Below are 19744 nucleotides of genomic sequence, written 5' to 3'. Positions count from 1 at the left end.
ACGATGATCACTTTCCAGCTTCAGCCCCCTAGTCTGAGCGCTTCCGCTTTTATCTCCATTATAACCAATTAATATAAAAAGAGAAGATCACCTATTTTGTCTGTCAGCCGTTTCTCTGTAAAAAAGGCATGCAGTAATTCATTTTCATCCAATACCCGTTTTTCTCTTTCATCTGTCTCAACAATGATTGGATGCTTACAGTCACGCTGAAATTTTTCCAATACATGGATCAACAAATCCTGTTCATTTGCCTCGATAGGGAAAAGGGCAGACGGGTTTGATTTTTTGCCATAGTATCTTTCCAGTAAAAATCGCATAAAAATATAGCGTCGTTGTTTCCACTCATAATTGAGGGAAAACGATAAAAAGCCGATAACGATCCAAACATTGATATGTGCCGGTGCAGTTAATAACACTAATAACGAAAACAAGCATAAGCTAATGATCGAGATTATAAGTGTCAACTGGTGGGCATTTAAAAAGGGGAATTTTAATGAAAGTAGTAATAAGACTAACTTGCCACCGTCAAGCGGCCAAACTGGAAACAAATTAAAAATAAAAATCATCAAATTATATTGAAGAAAAAGCTGAAATAATTCCCCCGACATTACGTTTAACGTAACTAAACCGTAGGAGATCGCCACGAGCCATACATGTTGGAGTGGTCCGGCCAAAACGACAATAGCCTCTTCCTTTAACGGGCGATTCCCATGCTCATCCATTTCGACAACGCCACCAAATGGCAAAAGGGTGATTTTTTTGATTCTCCAAGAAAAAAAAGAAGCCGCAGCAGCATGCCCCATCTCATGGATAAAAATGATTGCAAGAAGTAAACAAGCTTCCACAAAGTGCGCTGTGACAACAGCAAGGCCTAAAACAATCCATAACAGTGGATGTATATGAACATGACGAAGCAACTCAATGGCTTTATTCAAGGCGGATCACCTGGATCGGGTCGATGAATTCATCACCTTTTTTGACTGCAAAATAATATTGACCTTTTGTTTTGTCTTCCCCTTTTAAATCTGATACCGTACCAATCTCTGTGTTCTTTTCAATATATTCATATGGTTTTACCTTGATATTTTCCAGATTTGCATACCATGTTTCGGTCTTGTCCCCATGCTGAATGATCACCGTTTCACCAAGCCCCTCTTTTACCCCAACAAATTCTACCATTCCACCCTTAATGGAATGAACAGGTGATCCTTTTATTGTCTCAATCATTATTCCCTGGCCGTTTTTCTCAAAATTTTCAAGAATTTTTCCTGATACCGGTACTGCTCCTTTTTGATTTTCTTCCTTTTCGGCAGAAATCTTTTCCTCATTAAAAGGCAGCAAGGCAAGTGGCTTACCAAATCTTTCTTCGTACCACTCCGCTACTGCCGCAAATTTAAAATCCTCATTCATCGTTTGGAGTATGACGTCCCTCACTGGCTCTAAACGTTCAGATTGATTACGAAACAAGATGGCTACTACAAGAAACAGCAATATCGAGGCAAGAATTTTGAAAAAGAATACTTCTTTTTTAAATAAGGGGTGTCCATCATCATCTCCTCCAGCCGAAGGAGGAACATAATTGAATTCATATTTTTCATCGTAATCAGGCCAAAACATTTGGCTGTCTGAACTTGTGGAGGCTGTTCCTTTTGCCTTTTTTCTTTTGGCAATTCGACGCCTTATTTCTTCCGGTGTAGACCGAGCCATACCATCATCCCTTTTCACACAGTTTGTACAAGTTTATGAACGGGGTGGACAAAGTATGACTTCCATACGAAAAAGGCCTGTCCACAAATAAAGTGAACAGGCTAATTCGTTTATCGTACTCCAAAAAATTTCTTCAATTTTGAAAACACACCTTGATTTTGGTTTTCCAATGATTGAAGCGGGATTGATTCACCAAGAATTCGGCGTGCAATATTACGATAAGCAATGGATGCCTTGCTGTTTGGATTTAATGCAATAGGTTCACCGTGATTGGAGGCTCTAATAACCTCTTCATCGTCCGCAACAATTCCAATTAATTCGATGGACAAGTGTTGAGTAATTTCATCAAGATCAAGCATATCTCCGCTCTTCATCATATGATTGCGAATACGATTAACAATTAGTTTTGGTGGCTCCATATGTTTTTCTTTTTCAAGAAGGCCGATGATTCGATCAGCATCCCGGACAGCAGATACTTCAGGTGTTGTGACAACAATGGCCTTATCCGCCCCAGAAACTGCATTCTTATACCCCTGTTCTATACCAGCAGGGCAATCGATAATAACATAATCATAGTCTTGCTTTAATTCTTCAATTAACTCTTTCATTTGCTCAGCATTTACTGCAGATTTATCTACCGTTTGGGCTGCGGGAAGCAAGTACAAAAGTCCGTCAAAGCGCTTATCTTTAACCAATGCTTGATGAGTTTTGCATCTTTTTTCTATCACATCAACTAGGTCATAAATAATCCTATTCTCAAGCCCCATAACGACATCTAAGTTTCGAAGGCCGATGTCAGTATCTACTAAGCATACTTTTTTGCCCTGAAGAGCTAGAGCGGTACCAATATTCGCAGAAGTTGTTGTTTTACCAACGCCGCCCTTCCCGGATGTAATTACTATTGCTTCTCCCACTTTAATGTCCCCCTTCTAATCTCGTTAAACTAGGCCTTAATTGAATTAAAGCTTGTAATCTATCAATGATAATTTGTTGGTTTTCATCTATGTAAGCACATTCCATCTCGCGGTTTTCTTTTTTTACAACCTCATCCGGCGCCCGATTGATCTGTTCAGCTATACGAAGCTGTGAGGGCTTCATACTGGAAGCAGCAATGACAGCCTCCTCATTCCCAAAACAACCAGCATGGGCTATTCCCTTTAATACACCCATAATAAAAATATTGCCGCCCGCAATAACCGTTCCCCCAGGATTCACATCGCCGATCAACAATAAATCTCCAGGTACTCTAAGAACCTGACCAGAACGAACAATTCTTGAGACTGTAATAACCTCTGTTTCTTGCTTAAGCCGAAGGGCTTCATCTATTGTAATCACATTTGATTCAATTTCTTCAACAACTAAATTTTTCTTTTGATGAATTAAATTCTTCAGCTCTTCCCGCTGCTCTTCTGTAATATATCGATTGCCGACATCCACCCTGACAGGAATTAAGTGCCGCTCCTCTTTTGACAGCTGATTGGCTGAAAGTTTTTGATCTAGTTCCTTCTTAAGCTCTTCGTAAGAACAATTGTCATCAAGTTGAAGAACAAGGCCGCCCTTTGTTCCTTTTATTGTAACATTTTGACGTTTTTTCATGGAGAATTTTTCACCTCAAAATAAAAAAGCATTTCCTAAATAGTTCACAAATTCCTGTTTAAAAACACACGCTATCTTACATAAATTTCGACATGAAGCGTACATTCTCCTCTTTTTCAAAAAAGCTTTCTCAAAGGATCGAATGATAAGGAAAGCAATCGTAAATGACGATTGCTTATATTTTCATCATATCATTCATCCCGTAAAGCTACAGCATATTTTTCAAACTGCCGTTTTAATGGGTACAGAGCAACAAGGATAAAGATGGCATTTAGTATCAAAGTAGGATAAAAGCGCAAATTAATAAAAGTCATAAAATCAAGGGCTGTTACATGTATGAGAAAATTCATCTCATATACGCCCACTTCAAGCAAGGCAATTCCAAATAAGGTGGCAAGAAAGACAACGACGATGTTAGACTGCATAACTTGCATCACTTTTGAAATCAAATAGCAAACAAATGGAAACAAGAAAAAATAAATACCGATGACTTCGATGTAGACAACGTCAACGAGCAGGCCAAAAATAGCTCCATAAATAATTCCTTGTTTCTTCCCCACATAAATTGTTAATAAAAGAAGAGCCGAGAATAAAAAGCGAGGGACAAGGACACGACTTCCAAATAAGTCAGATGGTAAAAACTGAACAAACAAACTTTCTAAAATAAACAGTAACAAAAACAAAAGAGGAAGAAGGAATTTTTTCATAGCTCCTCCTCCTTCCCAGCTTTCATGGCACTCCTATCCGGTTGTGTCATTAACCGTTTAATAACGATAACATTTTCAATATCATAAAAATCTGCTCCAGGCTTAATAAGTGCCGTTTGATTAAGCCCATACTGGTCAGGCTTCACTTCTTCTACTTTTCCGATTATCAACCCTTTCGGAAACACGCCGCCCATACCAGAGGTAATAACGGTTTGACCCTTTTCTATTTTTTCACTAGATGGTATCGCCTTTACCATCAATAGCTTCTTCTTGGCATCAAAGCCCTGAACAAAGCCATATACATCTTTTTCCCCTTGAATGACAGCTGAGATCCGGTTTTTTGGATCCATAGCACTCAATAGCTGGACAGTGGAGCTGAATTGGTTAACGCTTTTTACTTTCCCCACCAAGCCGGTGGCTGTTACCACCGCCATGTTTTTCTCTATTCCATCTGTTTTACCCTTATTTATTATCATTATTTCATGCCAACGATCAGGATTTCTGCCGATTACTGTAGCCGGAAGTGGTTCAAAATCTCTCAAGGTTTGTTTTGCATCGAGAACGTCACGCAATTCCTTATTGTCTTTTTTCAATTCTTGAATTTCCGCTTCAAGACTAGCAATTTTTTCAACCCGTGTTTTTAATTCTTCATTCTCTTCATATGTATTTTGCAAATCCTGGAGATTTTCAAAAAAGCCTGCTAAATAATTGGCAGGCCTTGAAACCAGGGATTGAAACCAGCCGGTTGTGTCCCTAACAAACTGCTCCGGCCAAGTTAGTTTACTCCTATCCCTTAAAGAAAACCCAATCAATGCCACGAGAACAATAATGCTGACGAGCAAAATAATCAGACGTTTATTCAAAAAGAACTGTGGCATGATATTACACCTCTATTTTTTCTATCGAGATTCTTTTGCTTTGTTTTTAAATAAGTGAATATGGTCTAATGCCTTTCCAGTCCCAATGGCCACGCAATCTAGCGGGTTTTCAGCAATGAGCACAGGCATTTTCGTTTCTTCACTGATAACCTTATCCAAGTTCCGCAATAACGCGCCGCCCCCAGTAAGGACGATACCGCGGTCCATAATATCTGCTGCCAATTCCGGTGGTGTTTTTTCTAGCGTATTCTTTACAGCTTCCACAATTGCATAAACCGTATCATTTAAAGCTGTTGCAATTTCTTTTGCTGTAATTTCAATTGTCTTTGGAAGACCTGTTAATAAATCGCGACCTCGGATTTCCATGTTGTCGATTCCTTCAGGTGTACCAGCGGAACCAATTTCCATTTTAATCAATTCAGCAGTTCGGTCCCCAATCATTAAATTATAGTTTTTACGAATATATTGAATGATTGCTTCATCCATTTCGTCCCCTGCTACACGAATCGACTGGCTTGTTACAATACCGCCTAAAGAAATAATTGCGACCTCTGTCGTTCCGCCGCCAATGTCAACAACCATGCTTCCTGTTGGCTCCCACACAGGAAGATTGGCTCCTATCGCTGCCGCAAAAGGTTCTTCAATTGTGTACGCATCTTTGGCTCCAGCTTGTCGAGTCGCATCAATGACAGCCCGTTCCTCTACCGCAGTGATGCCGGATGGAACACAGACCATGATAGAAGGCTTCCCGGAAAAGAATCCCTTATTTTTTTGTGCTTCTTTAATTAAGTGTTTCATCATTATGGCGGTTGTTTCAAAGTCAGCAATGACGCCATCCTTCATCGGACGCATAGCAACAACATTTCCAGGAGTCCGGCCAATCATATTTTTGGCCTCATTTCCAACAGCCACAATTTGCTTCGTGTCTGTTTGTAGCGCAACTACCGATGGTTCTCTTAAAACAATTCCTTTTCCTTTCACAAATACTAGCGTATTGGCGGTTCCCAAATCTATGCCAAGATCCTTTGTTCCAATTCCAAACATAGTGTTGTATCTCCCTTTCTTGCTACGAAATGCACTAACTTCATTAACAGGTTAAGTTCAAAAAGATAAACTGTTGACTTCTGTATCAATTAATCATAAGTTTTATAGTTATTTTGAGTAATCAGTCCTAAAAAATCATAAACAATATTATATCGTAACGTCAAATAAAAACAATACATCATATATATCCTTTTTCTTTTAAAGAAACAAATTTATTTTCACCAATGATGAGATGGTCGAGTAGGTCAATTCCAAGGATCTTCCCACACTCTGCCAGCCTCTTTGTCACCTCAATATCTTCCCGGCTTGGCGTGGGATCTCCGGAGGGATGATTATGAATAGCTATTATTGATGCGGCAGAACGTTTTAATGCCTCGCGAAACACTTCACGCGGGTGAACAATCGAAGCATTAAGACTTCCAATAAATACTGTCTGTTTGTGAATGACTTGGTTTTTTGTGTTTAAATATAAGCATACAAAATGTTCCTGGGTTAAAAATCGCATATCATTCATTACATAATTGGCCCCATCCTCCGGCGATCGGATCACATACCGATCGGAAAAAGATAAATTAGCAATTCTTCTTCCGATCTCAACTGCAGCCAAAATTTGTATGGCTTTTGCCAAACCAATCCCTTTAATTTCTGTGATTTCTTCCAATGTTGCCGATTTTAATAGTCTTAGTCCCTCAAAATGGGTCAATAACCGATTTGATAATTCGAGCACCGATTCATCCTTTGTCCCTGTGCGTAGTAGAATGGCGATCAATTCATGATTGGACAAGCTTTGCGGGCCATGTTTCTTAAAACGTTCCCTCGGCCGTTCATCCTGAGGGAAATCACGTATCATTAAAGTTTTTATGGACACTGTATTTCCTCCCTTTTTAGTGGGAGTTCGTGAACAAACGCACCTAATACGGTAAATGATAGCCCAGACGCTTCAGTTCTCTTACTGTTCTTGCAATGGGCAGGCCGACAACCGCAAAATAGTCTCCATTTATTTTTTTGACAAGCGTGCTTCCAAGTTGTTGTATGCCATATGCTCCTGCTTTATCTAACGGTTCGCCACTTTTTACATATGACCGTATTTCATCGTCCGATAACTCCCAAAACCAAACTTCTGTTTTTTCGTAAAACTTTGTTGATTTAGTTGGAGACACAATGGATACACCTGTAAAAACTTCATGTTGACAACCAGATAAACTTCGCAACATTTCAATAGCATCTGCCTCATTGGCTGGCTTTCCTAAGATGTGGTTATCCTTAACGACAATGGTGTCTGCCCCGATCACAAAGGAATCCCTGTTTTGCTGAAAAACAGCCTGAGCCTTGCGATCCGCTAATTCCATAACAACTTCCTCAGGAGGAAGATCCGGGTTAAAACTTTCATCCACATCACTGCTTGATACTGCGAAAGGTAGACGGAGAATTTCTAGAAGTTCTTTTCGCCGTGGAGAAGAAGAGGCTAATATGAGGTTTTGCATTTCATCACCATACTTTCTTTGTAACACATTAGGGAGATACAAATTAATCCTATCAAAAAACTGACTAGCAAACAATTTTTATACCCTTAAATTTTGAAGAAATTTGTCAAATTATGCAATTTTTATTAAAAAGTGACGAATGTTGAATTACAAAAGGGTCCACCTGAATATGGTAGACCCTTAGGAAATAAATTTCCCGGAAAATAGCGAAACTTGGAGTGTTCGTTTATAAGGAATAGTAGACAGAAAGGAAATTTAACAAATGCTGTTCTGCTTCTTTTAAATTTTTTGTATCCTTTGATTTGTGAAAGGCATTCACTTTTTCATTTGCACGTAATAATTCACTTTGAATTTTTTTTATCTTTTCGTTTTCTATGCTGCTCTTTTTTAGTTGTTCTTCCTTGCTAGTCATTTCTTTGAAAGCTTTTTCTGAAATGGTATTACTAGAGAAACCGGATGTAGTAGCAGTTGCAATTGTTTGATAGATGGTCGGGACGGATTCAATAAAAGACTGCTCCGTTTCATTCATCCCTGACACATTCTTTTTATCAATCAATAGCGATTTTGCAAAAGCATCCTCCACCCCGTCTTCCTTATATTTTGAGACAATTACTTTCGCCGTTTCCAGAGAATCTCCCACACCAAGCAACAAATAATGTTTCCCATCCATTTCTACAATGGAGTAAGGGATACCTTTCGACTTTATATCCTTCGCTGTTTCCTCTGCCCCTTCTTTCGAAGAAAAAACGCCTCCTTGTATAATATAGGTAGAAAGCTCTGGAATCGATGCTGAAACGTCCTTTACTGGCTCATTCTCATTACCTCCCGTTTCCTTTTCTACAATAGTTGATTGTGGTTGGGGGTTCGATTGCTCGTCTGAATCGATGATTACGAGTTTCAGCATTAAAAAGCCAATAGTAGTTCCTATGAGAATAGCAAAAAATGCGGAAATGAAAACGGCACCTATTGTTTTTCTATTTTTTGTTTTGGAGAAGGTCAGAAATGATATTTTTGAATTTTTCTTGATGTTTTTCTTAGGGGATTGGTAGGATGTCATTTTAAATTCCTCAATATCATGATCGGTTGACTCAGGAATAATCCAGTCAAAACTATCATCAATAGGATCCTTTGCTGCAGCTGTTTCTTTCATTACTTCGTTGTCTGTTAAATCCGTCTTTATTTTTACCACTTTTGATGCAGGCTTGCTCATAGGTTTTGGCTTATGATCATTAGGTTCCTCGCGAAACTTTTTGTCCTCACCATTTAATTTAATTGTGATTGTTTGCCCTTTTTTAGGCTTGTCCACCATTCGTACTCCTTTCTCATTCGACAGTAATATTTTTCATCCTAACATATAAAGAAAAAAAAATAACAAGACTTTTGTCGTCTTGTTAGTATAGAGTTTCGCCAAATTTTTCTTAATTCCGAACCAATTTTCACAATAGGATAAAAGGGATTTTCAAATAGGAAATGGATAGTCTCATTAATCTAGAATTATCAAAACTTTACCAGTTCACTTTCATTTATCAAATTGACAAAATTTCTAGTAATTTATCATCCAATCTCTATAGTAAAAAAGTCATATACCAATTCCATAAAAAATTGCCGTAACCATAGCTAATTAAACAACCAATCATAATATATGGACCAAAGGCCATTGGCTGCCCACGTTTTAATTTTCCAATTATCATGAGCAACAATCCTGCAATTGCTCCCACAAAGGACGCAAGGATGAGACTCATTAAGGTCAACTTCGGACCTAATGCCACACCAATTGCAGCGTATAATTTAATATCTCCTCCGCCCATACCTCCATTACTGACAATGGCAATGAATAATAGCAAGGTAAAGCCAACTAAACCTCCGAGAAGATAATACCAAAAAGGTTCTGTTCCAATAAACAGGCGGCTTATGACTAATCCTCCAAGTATCGGAAAAGTGACCACATCTAGAATCAGCTGTTTACGGATGTCTGTTAAAACAGAAATAACAAGTAATCCTGTTAAAAGTAAGGACGGGATCAATTCATATGATATGCCAACTAATTTATAGACGAAGAATATGGAGAAGGCTGTTAATATCTCGCCGAATGGATATAGTGGAGAAATTGATACTTTACAATAACGACATTTTCCTTTTAAAAACAAATAACTGATAACAGGAAGTAAATCTAAAGCATGTAATCGGTGTTGACAATGAACGCAATGAGAAGGCGGAAAGGCAAGTGATTCTTTATTTAATAACCGAATCGCAACTACATTAAAAAAACTACCTAGTACGAGCCCGTAGATGAAAACAAGACTATCAATAAATATCAACAAAATCCTCCCCTTCTTAACAATGTATTACTAAAAAAACTGTCGCAGTTAAAAAAATGACGCGACAGCAAATAGTTAATCTATTTTCAAAATTTCTTCTAAACTACCTTTCTTTTAAGATCTCTTTTGGGCAATCAGGCTCTTCCTTCGTCTCCCTCTTTGGAGCAGGAGCATCTTTTATGATAACGTTAGTTTATATTACTCCATTATCTACTGCTTAATCTTAATTAAAAAATACATTCGAATATCATTCGACTTAATCATTCCTAAAATAAAAAAAGCAATTTATTTAAAGTCAAATTAATTAAATTTTAATATTTTTTTACTAGTATTTTCTTCTCTTTTTCTGATACTTCATTAATATTTTTAAATAATTTAAAATACTCAGTAAACCACATAGGTATTCTAGCACATGACGAAAGAAGAAGGAATATAAAAATTTTAAATTTTTGTGTCGTATTCAGGAAAAAAGTTCGAAGAAGCATTCGAACTGGTCAGCTACGCATGGAGCTTAAGATATACAGTATTTATACACCGAAACCTTCCCATTTCAATTTTCAAATAGGAATCGTTAAAAATTAGTCATTTGAAAGAGTGTAAGGTGGAACTAGATTGCTGGTACTAGTCATTTCTTGAAGTCGAAAAAATTTCATAAAACAAAGGCAGCCTAATAAACAGGCTGCCTTTCCTATGCAATTACGCTCAACAAGTGGAATACTCGGCCACGCGGTTCCTACCAGCGCGTTTTGCGCCAACATAGAGGGCTCTATCCGCATGGCGAATTAATGACTGAGCATCCTCAGCATCTTCTGGGGCGGTTGCCACACCGATGGAAGTGGTGATCTTAACCTGTTGCGGTTCTTTAACAATCGTTTGATGTAGGATAAACGGCCAATTAGCAACAGATTGTCGAATAAGCTCAGCCAAAGAAACGGCCTCTGCTTTAGAAACATTTGGAAGTAAAATAACAAATTCTTCTCCCCCATAACGGGCCACTGTTCCCCTTTTACCAACAAGGGATTCAATCCTTTGGGCCATTTCTATTAAAATTTCATTTCCACTTTGATGGCCGTAAGTATCGTTTATGCTTTTAAAATGATCAATGTCAAGAATGATTAATGAAAGGAATTTTAATTCGGAAGAAGATAGTTTTTGAAATTCTTCCGTTAAGACATTTTGAAAATAACGAAAATTATATAACTTAGTTAGTGCACAATGTTCACTTTGCATTTTTGTTTGTTCGTAATTTTTCGCATTTTCCATGGCCACTGCAAAATAAGAACATAAAACCTCAATGATCATCAGTTGACTTTTTTCATAGGCATGCTTTTTCTTTGAGGCAAGCACCAGTACCCCAATGGCCTTTTTACTTTTTATAATAGGAACACATAACATACTCTCCGCATCTTCAGGGATATAACTGGATGATGGGGAGTATGTCCATTCTTTACGCGTATTTAGAAGAAGAGAATTTTGCTCTGCCCATACTTTTCCGCTCATTCCCTCGTATCTTCTTATCAGAATTAATGGTTTAGTTCTAACTTCTCCTTCTTCAATGCCCCCGGAGAGGAGGAGATACTTTTCATCCTTATGCGTCATTACTTCAAGAATATAGGCATAGTCGACAGGAAGCATTTCACACACTTTTTGTAAAAATATATTTTTAACATCATCTACATTCAAACGTTCCGCCAGCTGATGTCCTATTTCTGCCGCTTTTTGTAAGTAGTCATTTATTTTTTGACTAGAATAATAGAGGATGAAGATAATAGATAAACTTATAAAAGGAATACCAACAAATAATATAGATAATAGCCCTATTTCATTAAATAAAATATAAAAAATAAACCCGATTGGAAGAGTAATTAAAGTCGTAATTGTTTCAACAACAAAATCGCTTCCGAAAAACGGTTCTTTTCTTTTATAAATATACTTAAAGTGAATAACGAGAATCACTTGATTGATCAAATAGTATAGGCCACCATATACCACTGCCAAAGATAGGGAACTGTAATCTTCAGCCAATTCTGGGCCTGTATGACCGCCAAGCCAATAATAGGTCATTCCGCTAATAAAAGAGACAAGAAAAAACATGTTCAAATTCAATGGCAGGCGAAAAAATTGTCCCTTTTGCAAGATTTTTAGCTTTAACACTAAAGCAATGACTGCAATTTGAGCAAAGATGATCTCTACAAATAAACCAAACTTTAAAAAGGTAGCCAAGGCCACCCATTGAATAAGAAAGATAAACGTTTCATTAATGACAATTGGCATCGTAGCAACAATAATGGTTAATAGCAAAAATGCCAAAAGTTCGACCCAATTGCCCGAGAATTTCGGAGGATGGATTTGATATGTAACCCATAAGCCTGCTGGTACCATCAGCAACCATATTAAATAAATGAGTTTCTGTACATATGGATGAACCTGCACCTTGCTCCTCCTCTTTCCCGAAACTTACTTTTAATTCAAGATAAAAACATTATATCAAATATTTGTAAGCCTGTCACAACGAAATAGTCTTACTTTTCAAATATTTGCATACAGTTGGTTTTGCTTCAGAGATGAAATATAACGATCCTGTAATTACTAAAACGGCGTCTTTCTGAAGATTCTCGATAACTTCTTTCAGGTAGGACTGCCAATTCGGCGCTGCTTTTTTATTTTTCGAGTGGCTCATTCTCAGGAGTTCTTCTGCCTTAGCAGCCCTTGGAAAATCAAAGCTGACAAACGAGATTTGATCAGCCACTTTGTCGAGATTGGCAATCATTTCATCTAGTTTTTTATCCTTTAAAGCAGCAAATACCACATGAATGAATCGATCCGAATAGCGACTTGTTAATTCCTCCACCAATGCTTGGACTCCCTCCTCATTATGGGCTCCATCCATAATGACAAGAGGCTGATCAGAAAGAATTTCAAATCTTCCCGGCCAATAGGACATTTTCAAGCCCTCACGAATCGTCTGTTCGGATACATCGAAGTAGTTGGCTTGGTTTAAATAATCTGCAACACTAACAGCAAGTGCTGCATTTTCTGTTTGATGCCGACCGATCATACTAATTTCCAGCTTTTCAAACATTTTCGTTTCCGTTTGTAATGTAAACACCTCTCCCTTAGGCAGAGAAGTATGATCAAGAATCGTAAAATTTTTATTGAAGCGATAAATTGGTGCCTCCATTTTAGCAGCTTGTTGTTCAATTACGTTTATTGCTTTTGGATGTTTTACTGCCGTAAAAATCGGTGTCTTTTCTTTAATGATCCCCGCCTTTTCAAAGGCAATTTCCTCATAGGTAGTACCGAGAATATTCGTATGATCCAGTCCAATGTTCGTAATGATCGATGCTAATGGGTGAATGATATTAGTAGAATCAAAGCGGCCACCCAGTCCTACTTCATATAGAACAAGATCAACCTTTTTTACGTTGGCAAAATAATAGAAAGACATCGCCGTAATCACTTCGAATTCTGTTGGACCGCCCAGTTCGCTCTCTTCCAATTGATTCGCTAATGGCAAGATAATATTGGTAAGGTCAAGGATTTCCTGATCACTGATTGGCCTTCCGTTCACACTAATTCGTTCATTGAACTGTTCGATATAAGGCGAGGTAAAAGTACCAACTGTATATCCCCCTGCTTGAAAAATCGAGCGGAGATAAGTAACAGATGAACCTTTCCCATTTGTGCCACCAATGTGAACCGCTTTAAGCTTTTTTTCCGGAGACCCGAGCTTATCCATCATCCACTCCATCCGCTTTAAACCTGGTTTAATACCGAGTCTCAATCTACCATGTATCCATTCAAGGGCTTCCTTATAGGTAGTAAACATGTATGACACCCCATTTGGTTTATTAATCATAAAGGGAAGACGAATCCAATGCCGGATTCGCCTTAAATCTTGCTTATTCCCCTTTTAATTCTTTAATACGAGCCTCAACGATGCTTCTCTTTTCAAGATAATCTTTCTCTTTAGCCCGTTCTTCTGCAACAACATGTTCTGGAGCTTTTTTAATAAAGCCTTCGTTACTTAATTTCTTTTGAACTCTTTCCACTTCTTTGTTAAGTTTATCCCATTCTTTTTCTAGACGGGCTATTTCTTCTTCTATATTAATTAAACCTTCAAGTGGAAGAATAATTTCAACCCCTGTAATTACCGCAGTCATTGCTTTTTCAGGTGTTTCAATATTTAAGCCCATTTGCAATTCTTCCGGATTACAGAAACGCTCAATATAACTGCGATTCTTTTCAAGAGATGCCAGCACTTTTTCATCCTTAGCTTTAACGAGCATTTTAATCTTTTTGCTCATTGGTGTGTTCACTTCAGCACGAATATTACGTACGGAACGAATCATCTCCATTAGAAGCTTCATTTCCTGTGCTGCTTCCTCATCAGACAATTCTGGTCTTACCTCTGGCCATTTTGCCACGGTAATTGACTCCCCTGAATGAGGAAGGTTTTGCCAAATTTCCTCAGTGATAAATGGCATAAATGGATGGAGTAAGCGCATAGTTTGATCAAGAACATAAGCGAGAATCGAACGAGTCGTCTTCTTCGCAGCCTCATCATCACCGTATAATGGAAGTTTTGCCATCTCAATATACCAATCACAGAAGTCATCCCAAATAAAGTTGTAGAGAGCGCGACCCACTTCACCGAATTCATAACGCTCGGAAAGCTTTGTGACATGGTCAATCGTCTCATTTAAGCGAGTTAAAATCCATTTGTCTGCTACTGATTTTTCTCCACTCAAATCGATTTCCTCATAGGTGAGGCCGTTCATATTCATCAAGGCAAAACGAGAAGCGTTCCAAATTTTATTGGCAAAGTTCCAAGTTGCTTCTACTTTTTCTGTGCTATAGCGTAAATCCTGACCTGGTGAAGTACCAGTAGATAAGAAATAGCGCAGTGAATCTGCCCCATATTTAGCGATTACATCCATCGGGTCAACCCCGTTGCCAAGCGACTTACTCATTTTGCGTCCCTGCGCGTCACGTACAAGCCCATGGATCAACACATCTTTAAATGGACGCTCTCCTGTAAATTGAATGCTTTGGAAAATCATTCTTGATACCCAGAAGAAAATGATGTCGTATCCTGTAACTAGTACATCTGTAGGGAAGTAGCGCTTGTAATCGCTAGATTCGGTATCCGGCCAGCCCATTGTCGAGAATGGCCAAAGAGCCGAGCTAAACCACGTATCCAATACATCTTTATCCTGCTCCCAATTTTCCAAGTCACTTGGTGGTTCGTGATCCACATAAATCTCGCCGGTTTCCTTATGATACCAAGCTGGGATTCGGTGGCCCCACCAAAGCTGTCTGGAAATACACCAGTCACGGATGTTTTCCATCCAGTGCAAGTATGTTTTTTCAAATCGCTCAGGAACAAAGTTTACTTTATTTTCTTTGTTCTGCAAGGCAATGGCCTCTTCAGCAAGTGGCTTCATTTTAACGAACCATTGAGTGGATAAATATGGTTCAACTACCGCTCCACTTCGCTCTGAATGGCCAACGGAATGCAGATGCTCTTCAATCTTGAACAAAATGCCTTGCTCCTGCAGATCCTTAACGATCTGTTTCCGACATTCAAAACGGTCAAGCCCTTGGTATTTACCGGCATTGGCATTCATTGTTCCATCTTCATTCATCACGATGATACGCTCAAGATTATGACGGTTCCCAATTTCAAAATCGTTCGGGTCATGAGCAGGGGTGATTTTTACTGCTCCAGATCCAAATTCCATATCAACATAATCATCGCCAACAATCGGGATTTCTCGGCCAACAATCGGAAGCTTTACAGTCTTTCCAATTAAATGCTTATAGCGCTCATCTTCCGGATGAACCGCAACAGCTGTATCGCCTAGCATTGTTTCCGGACGTGTTGTTGCTACTTCTATATAACCAGAACCATCCGCTAATGGATATTTCATATGATAGAGAGCACCTTGAACATCCTTATATATTACCTCGATGTCAGATAAGGCTGTCTTAGTGGATGGATCCCAGTTAATGATATATTCGCCGCGATAGATCAACCCTTTTTTATAAAGAGTGACAAAAACCTCACGAACGGCTTTCGATAGGCCTTCATCAAGAGTAAATCGCTCACGGGAGTAATCAAGTCCCAATCCTAACTTTGCCCACTGTTCTCGGATATGGGAAGCATACTCTTCCTTCCATTTCCATGTTTCCTCGACGAACTTTTCTCGCCCAAGATCATAACGACTTTTTCCTTCTTTGCGAAGTTTTTCTTCCACCTTCGCCTGTGTCGCAATTCCAGCATGATCCATACCCGGAAGCCAAAGAACGTCATAGCCTTGCATCCGCTTCATGCGAGTAATAATGTCTTGAAGGGTCGTATCCCATGCATGACCAAGGTGGAGTTTCCCAGTAACGTTTGGCGGCGGGATAACGACTGTATATGGCTGTTTTCCTTCATCATCTTTTGCTTCAAAAAACTTTCCTTGCAGCCACCATTCATAACGCCCTCTTTCAATGGATTGCGGGTCGTATTTGGTAGGCATTGTTATTTCTTTAGTTTCCATCTAAAATTGCCTCCTTTTATTTCACACTAGGTACCAAGTAAATATGAAATTCTTGCGCTAGGCATTTCTCGAAATAAATAAAAAAACTCCAGTCGTCATAAAAGGACGAATGGAGTTGATTCGCGGTACCACCTTTTTTCCAATCTAATGATTGGCTCTCAAATAAGATAACGGATTTTATCCGTCTTCTGCTATTAGGGCATAAACCTGTTCACAGAAGAAGCTCATGGGCGACCTTCCGATGTTCCTCTTAGGAAATCTTTCAGCTATTGATTTCCCTCTCTAAAAGCAGGATGGCATCGTACTCTTCCCTGTCTTCGCTTGTAATTTTTAATTATACAAATATAGTACCCAAAAAAGGGGATTGACGTCAATCATGATAACCAAATTTCTTTTACTTTATACTATGTATCCTTTTACTGAAGTTCACAATTTGCAGAAATATACATATAAATATAGGCAAATGGAAGGTGGGATTTTAGTGAAACATTTCCATAAATTTAAATACCGTCCCTGGTTTCAGACGTTTCGAAAAATGGCCTCTCAATTAATTATTCCTTTTACCATTTTTCAGTTACTGCGAACGCTCTTTTTGCCTACTGTCTTTGATGTTTTATTATTAACGGTCTTTATTGTAATTGCTGCATCGATCTATTTAGAAGTGATTTAGGAGCCCTTTTGAACGTTATTGCTACTGGGCTCCTTCTTTCGCTTCCTCCGCTGCCTGAATCTCAGCTTGCTGCTGAGCCTCAATTTTCGCCAATTGTGATACAACAAACTCGGTGTTTGTTAAATGCCAATATCGTTGCTGCAGTTGACGGACAAACTTCAATTCATTCCTTGGTCTTTGCTTTCGGTAGTATTTTTCAGCCACTTGAATAATCGGAATCGGATAAGCCAAATAGCTGTGGAATAGTAATTTTTCTTCATCTTTAAAAGGGAAATACTTCAAGTAATGACAAATGCAATCAACCACTTGATCATTCCGTTTCGGATTTGTATTTAATGCCCGATATATATATGGAAGCAAGTCATGTATTGGCGAGCCATATCGAGCATTTTCAAAATTGATAAAAAATCCGTACCCTCTTTCGTCATATAAAAAATGCTCAGAGGACAGTTTTCCATGGACAACGACCATACGAGCCTTTTCTTCATTCTTTGTCAATTCATACCATTCGTCTAATTTAGTTTTTGAATAGCCAAGTGCCAATTTTATCTGATTGTAGTACAAGCAAAATAATAGCTCGAAAGGTGACATATATGTCTTACTTTCACAAACATCCATAAATCCGTCTAAAAATTCCTCATGTTTTTCAATCTGTCCAATCGTACTTTCATAATGCACCGTGCGCTCTTCTTTATTTATGGGAATTTCTTTTGCGGATAATGTATGAAGCCTTGCCAATTCACGAAATAATTGCTGGTTTTGCTGCTGCCGATTCTCTTTTTGTTCATTGGCTATCCAAGGCATGAGATAATAAAGAAATTGATCATGAAGGACAGCATACCGACCGTCCATTGTAGGATAGATCGGAACGATCCGATTAAAGCCTTTTTGGTATAGATCATGAACATGGCGAATAAAATCAGTTCCGACAGAGGGGATAATTTTTTTCAAAGCAAAGATTCCTTTGCTTGAATAAATTTTTTTGACACTTCCAAAGTCCTCCACGAAATGCGGTTCCACATGATAATTTTTTAAAATCGGAGACAGGGCTTCCAGTTGATTATGAGTATTCATTTAAAGTCAACTCTCTTTCTTTGGAAAGACCATGACGCTTCCCCTATAAATGAAGCTGAGCAGGCCTTCGTGAAACCCGCTCAACTTCAATGAAACATTATTTTTTAGTTAAAGCTGCTGGTACATACAATACCTGGCCTTCATATACATCCTGTGTTGGTTCGAGATTATTAACACGGAGGAGACTTTGCGTAGAAACTTCATATCGTTCAGCAAGGCTTTCTACTGTATCCCCTTTTTGAACGATACATACCCTTAGCCTCGTTTTAGATGTTCCTTCATCCTTTCTAGCAAAAAATTCCGTCAGTGTCATTGTTTTCTTTTTACCAAACTTCTTCTTTTCCTGCTTGGGCGAATCCTCTGAAGAGGCACTTTCCACACTGTCTTCCTGTGCTTCAACCTCAACTTCTAATTGGGAGGCTGATTCTTCCGTGAACTCTTCTATTTCTTCTTCAAACTGATTCTCATTCTCTCTAGCTTCTGGCTGATTCCATGAAGGAGGGTTCGTTGGTGGTTCATACTCTTGGATTTGCCAAGATGGAGGTGTTTCTGTTTGCTGATATTCCTGGAAGAGCCACGCTGGTTGAGGAGCTTCCTCCTTCGCTTCCTCCTTCACTTCCTCCTCATCATCAGGTGGTTGATAGCTGAAGGTTGGCAATTTAGGAAATACTTCGGTAACAGGTTTTTCTTCTTGTTGTTTTCTGGCCTCGGTCTCAAATAATAGGGGAAGTTCTTCGGTGCTTTGAGCCGTATCGGCTGCCGGCTCATAACTTACTTCTTCCGCTTCCTCCTCTTTACTTTCACGGGCGAGCACTTCTAATTGTTCAAGTTCTTCTTCCTGCTTTTGTTCAGTTCCATAAAGGCCTGTTATCGCGAGTTCTGCAGAGAGCTTTAAACAGCTACGTTCGGGCAAATGATAATCAAACGACTCTACGATGACATCAATATCATAAACACTTTGAATACGATTGTTCGGAATCGTTATATCAACAGGAAACCGATGTGTAAACTCACACGTCCCATCTTCTTCTCGTTCTGAAACACTTTCAACAAATTTTTGGGAAGATCCTTTTTCTTCAGCGCTTTCCTCCACATCTTTGCAACAGTTATATTCACCGGTTAGTTCCAACGATCCTCGTATAGTGACGTACTGATCATTTTCCTGGATGGTAATATCAGGGTCTAGAGAAATGGAAATGAGCTCTTCGACTTCCTGTCCTTTTCTAAACCACAAAGACTCCTCCACGGAAAATCGAAGGTACGATTGATTCTCCTGGGACAAAGCGACTCCTCCTTTCGTTTCCTTTAAACAAATCACTATGTCACTTACACTCTATGAAGGAAATTTTTTAATTATGATAAAAAAGAGGAATTAGAAAAGAGGAAATCGATTAGGAGGGGGTGACTAACCCCCGACCTCTCACACCACCGTACGTACCGTTCGGTATACGGCGGTTCAATTAAGTTTGACGTAGCTCTTGATATCTTTCGAATAGACTTCTTAACCCTCGACTCTTCCAATAGGAGTTGTCGAGGGTTTTGTGTAGAATGGGAATGCAGGCAATCCGCCAATATTTCTTGCGTGTATTGCCCCATTCTAATGCTTTATGGCTTGGAACCCCTAATCCTCTGAGTTTCCGAATTCTTGTTTTCGGGGTTTTCCATTCTTTCCACAAACACATCCGAAGCCTTCGTCTAATCCATTCATCAAATTCTTT

Annotated in this window: 18 protein-coding genes and 1 other annotated feature; of the genes, 1 reads left to right on the top strand and 17 read right to left on the bottom strand. The window is 38.8% G+C overall.

Annotation, left to right across the window (positions count from 1 at the left end):
- Positions 1-68 precede the first annotated feature (68 nt).
- The 14 genes from GZA11_RS05715 to GZA11_RS05650 all read right to left on the bottom strand — a co-directional run bounded on the left by GZA11_RS05715 (position 69) and on the right by GZA11_RS05650 (position 16282).
- On the bottom strand, positions 69-935 hold the full coding sequence (locus GZA11_RS05715) for a site-2 protease family protein (protein WP_163183183.1): 867 nt from the start codon (positions 933-935) through the stop codon (positions 69-71).
- The gene (locus GZA11_RS05710) at positions 928-1707 is read right to left on the bottom strand and encodes a M23 family metallopeptidase (protein WP_038536495.1); all 780 of its coding nucleotides are present in this window, start codon (positions 1705-1707) and stop codon (positions 928-930) included. Before GZA11_RS05710 ends, GZA11_RS05715 begins: the two co-directional genes overlap by 8 nt.
- A gap of 110 nt (positions 1708-1817) precedes the next feature.
- On the bottom strand, positions 1818-2621 hold the full coding sequence (gene minD, locus GZA11_RS05705) for a septum site-determining protein MinD (RefSeq protein WP_038536497.1): 804 nt from the start codon (positions 2619-2621) through the stop codon (positions 1818-1820).
- A 1-nt stretch (position 2622) separates the two neighbouring features.
- Entirely contained in the window at positions 2623-3303 is a 681-nt protein-coding gene (gene minC / locus GZA11_RS05700) for a septum site-determining protein MinC (protein WP_038536500.1), read from the bottom strand.
- 191 nt (positions 3304-3494) lie between these two features.
- Positions 3495-4010, bottom strand: coding sequence for a rod shape-determining protein MreD (gene mreD, locus GZA11_RS05695; RefSeq protein WP_038536502.1), 516 nt, complete (start codon positions 4008-4010; stop codon positions 3495-3497).
- A complete protein-coding gene (gene mreC / locus GZA11_RS05690; RefSeq protein ID WP_038536504.1) occupies positions 4007-4888 on the bottom strand; it encodes a rod shape-determining protein MreC in 882 nt (293 codons plus the stop codon). Before mreC ends, mreD begins: the two co-directional genes overlap by 4 nt.
- Before the next feature lie 21 nt (positions 4889-4909).
- Positions 4910-5932, bottom strand: a complete 1023-nt coding sequence (locus tag GZA11_RS05685; protein WP_038536505.1) for a rod shape-determining protein — start codon at positions 5930-5932, stop codon at positions 4910-4912.
- 178 nt (positions 5933-6110) lie between these two features.
- Entirely contained in the window at positions 6111-6782 is a 672-nt protein-coding gene (gene radC / locus GZA11_RS05680; RefSeq protein ID WP_038541830.1) for a RadC family protein, read from the bottom strand.
- Positions 6783-6843: 61 nt separating this feature from the next.
- A complete protein-coding gene (locus tag GZA11_RS05675; RefSeq protein ID WP_038541832.1) occupies positions 6844-7416 on the bottom strand; it encodes a Maf family protein in 573 nt (190 codons plus the stop codon).
- A gap of 226 nt (positions 7417-7642) precedes the next feature.
- Positions 7643-8722, bottom strand: a complete 1080-nt coding sequence (locus tag GZA11_RS05670) for an SPOR domain-containing protein (RefSeq protein ID WP_163183182.1) — start codon at positions 8720-8722, stop codon at positions 7643-7645.
- 259 nt (positions 8723-8981) lie between these two features.
- Positions 8982-9734: a prepilin peptidase gene (locus GZA11_RS05665; protein WP_231314689.1), complete on the bottom strand. Its 753-nt coding sequence runs from the start codon at positions 9732-9734 to the stop codon at positions 8982-8984.
- A 702-nt stretch (positions 9735-10436) separates the two neighbouring features.
- Positions 10437-12167 (bottom strand): sensor domain-containing diguanylate cyclase, encoded by a 1731-nt coding sequence (locus GZA11_RS05660; RefSeq protein ID WP_328822033.1) that lies wholly within the window; start codon positions 12165-12167, stop codon positions 10437-10439.
- A gap of 73 nt (positions 12168-12240) precedes the next feature.
- Positions 12241-13563, bottom strand: a complete 1323-nt coding sequence (locus GZA11_RS05655; protein ID WP_163183180.1) for a bifunctional folylpolyglutamate synthase/dihydrofolate synthase — start codon at positions 13561-13563, stop codon at positions 12241-12243.
- A gap of 73 nt (positions 13564-13636) precedes the next feature.
- Positions 13637-16282: a valine--tRNA ligase gene (locus GZA11_RS05650; protein ID WP_163183179.1), complete on the bottom strand. Its 2646-nt coding sequence runs from the start codon at positions 16280-16282 to the stop codon at positions 13637-13639.
- Between the two features lie 98 nt (positions 16283-16380).
- Positions 16381-16609, bottom strand: a binding site (T-box leader).
- Between the two features lie 154 nt (positions 16610-16763).
- Here GZA11_RS05650 and GZA11_RS05645 point away from each other — a divergent pair.
- Positions 16764-16952 (top strand): hypothetical protein, encoded by a 189-nt coding sequence (locus tag GZA11_RS05645; RefSeq protein WP_038541838.1) that lies wholly within the window; start codon positions 16764-16766, stop codon positions 16950-16952.
- A gap of 21 nt (positions 16953-16973) precedes the next feature.
- Here the strand turns inward: GZA11_RS05645 and ysxE are convergent, their stop codons facing one another.
- From ysxE to GZA11_RS05630, 3 genes are all read right to left on the bottom strand, one after another.
- Positions 16974-18026 (bottom strand): spore coat protein YsxE, encoded by a 1053-nt coding sequence (gene ysxE / locus GZA11_RS05640; protein ID WP_038536527.1) that lies wholly within the window; start codon positions 18024-18026, stop codon positions 16974-16976.
- 97 nt (positions 18027-18123) lie between these two features.
- Positions 18124-19272, bottom strand: a complete 1149-nt coding sequence (gene spoVID / locus GZA11_RS05635) for a stage VI sporulation protein D (RefSeq protein WP_268926755.1) — start codon at positions 19270-19272, stop codon at positions 18124-18126.
- A gap of 214 nt (positions 19273-19486) precedes the next feature.
- Positions 19487-19744 (bottom strand): group II intron maturase-specific domain-containing protein (locus GZA11_RS05630; protein ID WP_328822032.1); only part of this gene is annotated, 258 nt, incomplete at its 5' end.

This window comes from Neobacillus sedimentimangrovi, assembly GCF_010614825.1.
GTDB classification, from domain to species: Bacteria; Bacillota; Bacilli; order Bacillales; family Cytobacillaceae; genus Neobacillus; species Neobacillus thermocopriae.
Note: the sequence above shows the minus strand (reverse complement) of the source record. Positions and strands in the feature narration are given on the sequence as shown.

Coding starts and splice junctions, on each gene's coding strand:
- GZA11_RS05655 (WP_163183180.1), bottom strand. CDS start 13,563: ATGTTTACTACCTATAAGGAAGCCCTTGAATGGATACATGGTAGATTG.
- ysxE (WP_038536527.1), bottom strand. CDS start 18,026: ATGAATACTCATAATCAACTGGAAGCCCTGTCTCCGATTTTAAAAAAT.
- GZA11_RS05710 (WP_038536495.1), bottom strand. CDS start 1,707: ATGGCTCGGTCTACACCGGAAGAAATAAGGCGTCGAATTGCCAAAAGA.
- radC (WP_038541830.1), bottom strand. CDS start 6,782: ATGATACGTGATTTCCCTCAGGATGAACGGCCGAGGGAACGTTTTAAG.
- mreD (WP_038536502.1), bottom strand. CDS start 4,010: ATGAAAAAATTCCTTCTTCCTCTTTTGTTTTTGTTACTGTTTATTTTA.
- GZA11_RS05685 (WP_038536505.1), bottom strand. CDS start 5,932: ATGTTTGGAATTGGAACAAAGGATCTTGGCATAGATTTGGGAACCGCC.
- minC (WP_038536500.1), bottom strand. CDS start 3,303: ATGAAAAAACGTCAAAATGTTACAATAAAAGGAACAAAGGGCGGCCTT.
- GZA11_RS05650 (WP_163183179.1), bottom strand. CDS start 16,282: ATGGAAACTAAAGAAATAACAATGCCTACCAAATACGACCCGCAATCC.
- mreC (WP_038536504.1), bottom strand. CDS start 4,888: ATGCCACAGTTCTTTTTGAATAAACGTCTGATTATTTTGCTCGTCAGC.
- GZA11_RS05675 (WP_038541832.1), bottom strand. CDS start 7,416: ATGCAAAACCTCATATTAGCCTCTTCTTCTCCACGGCGAAAAGAACTT.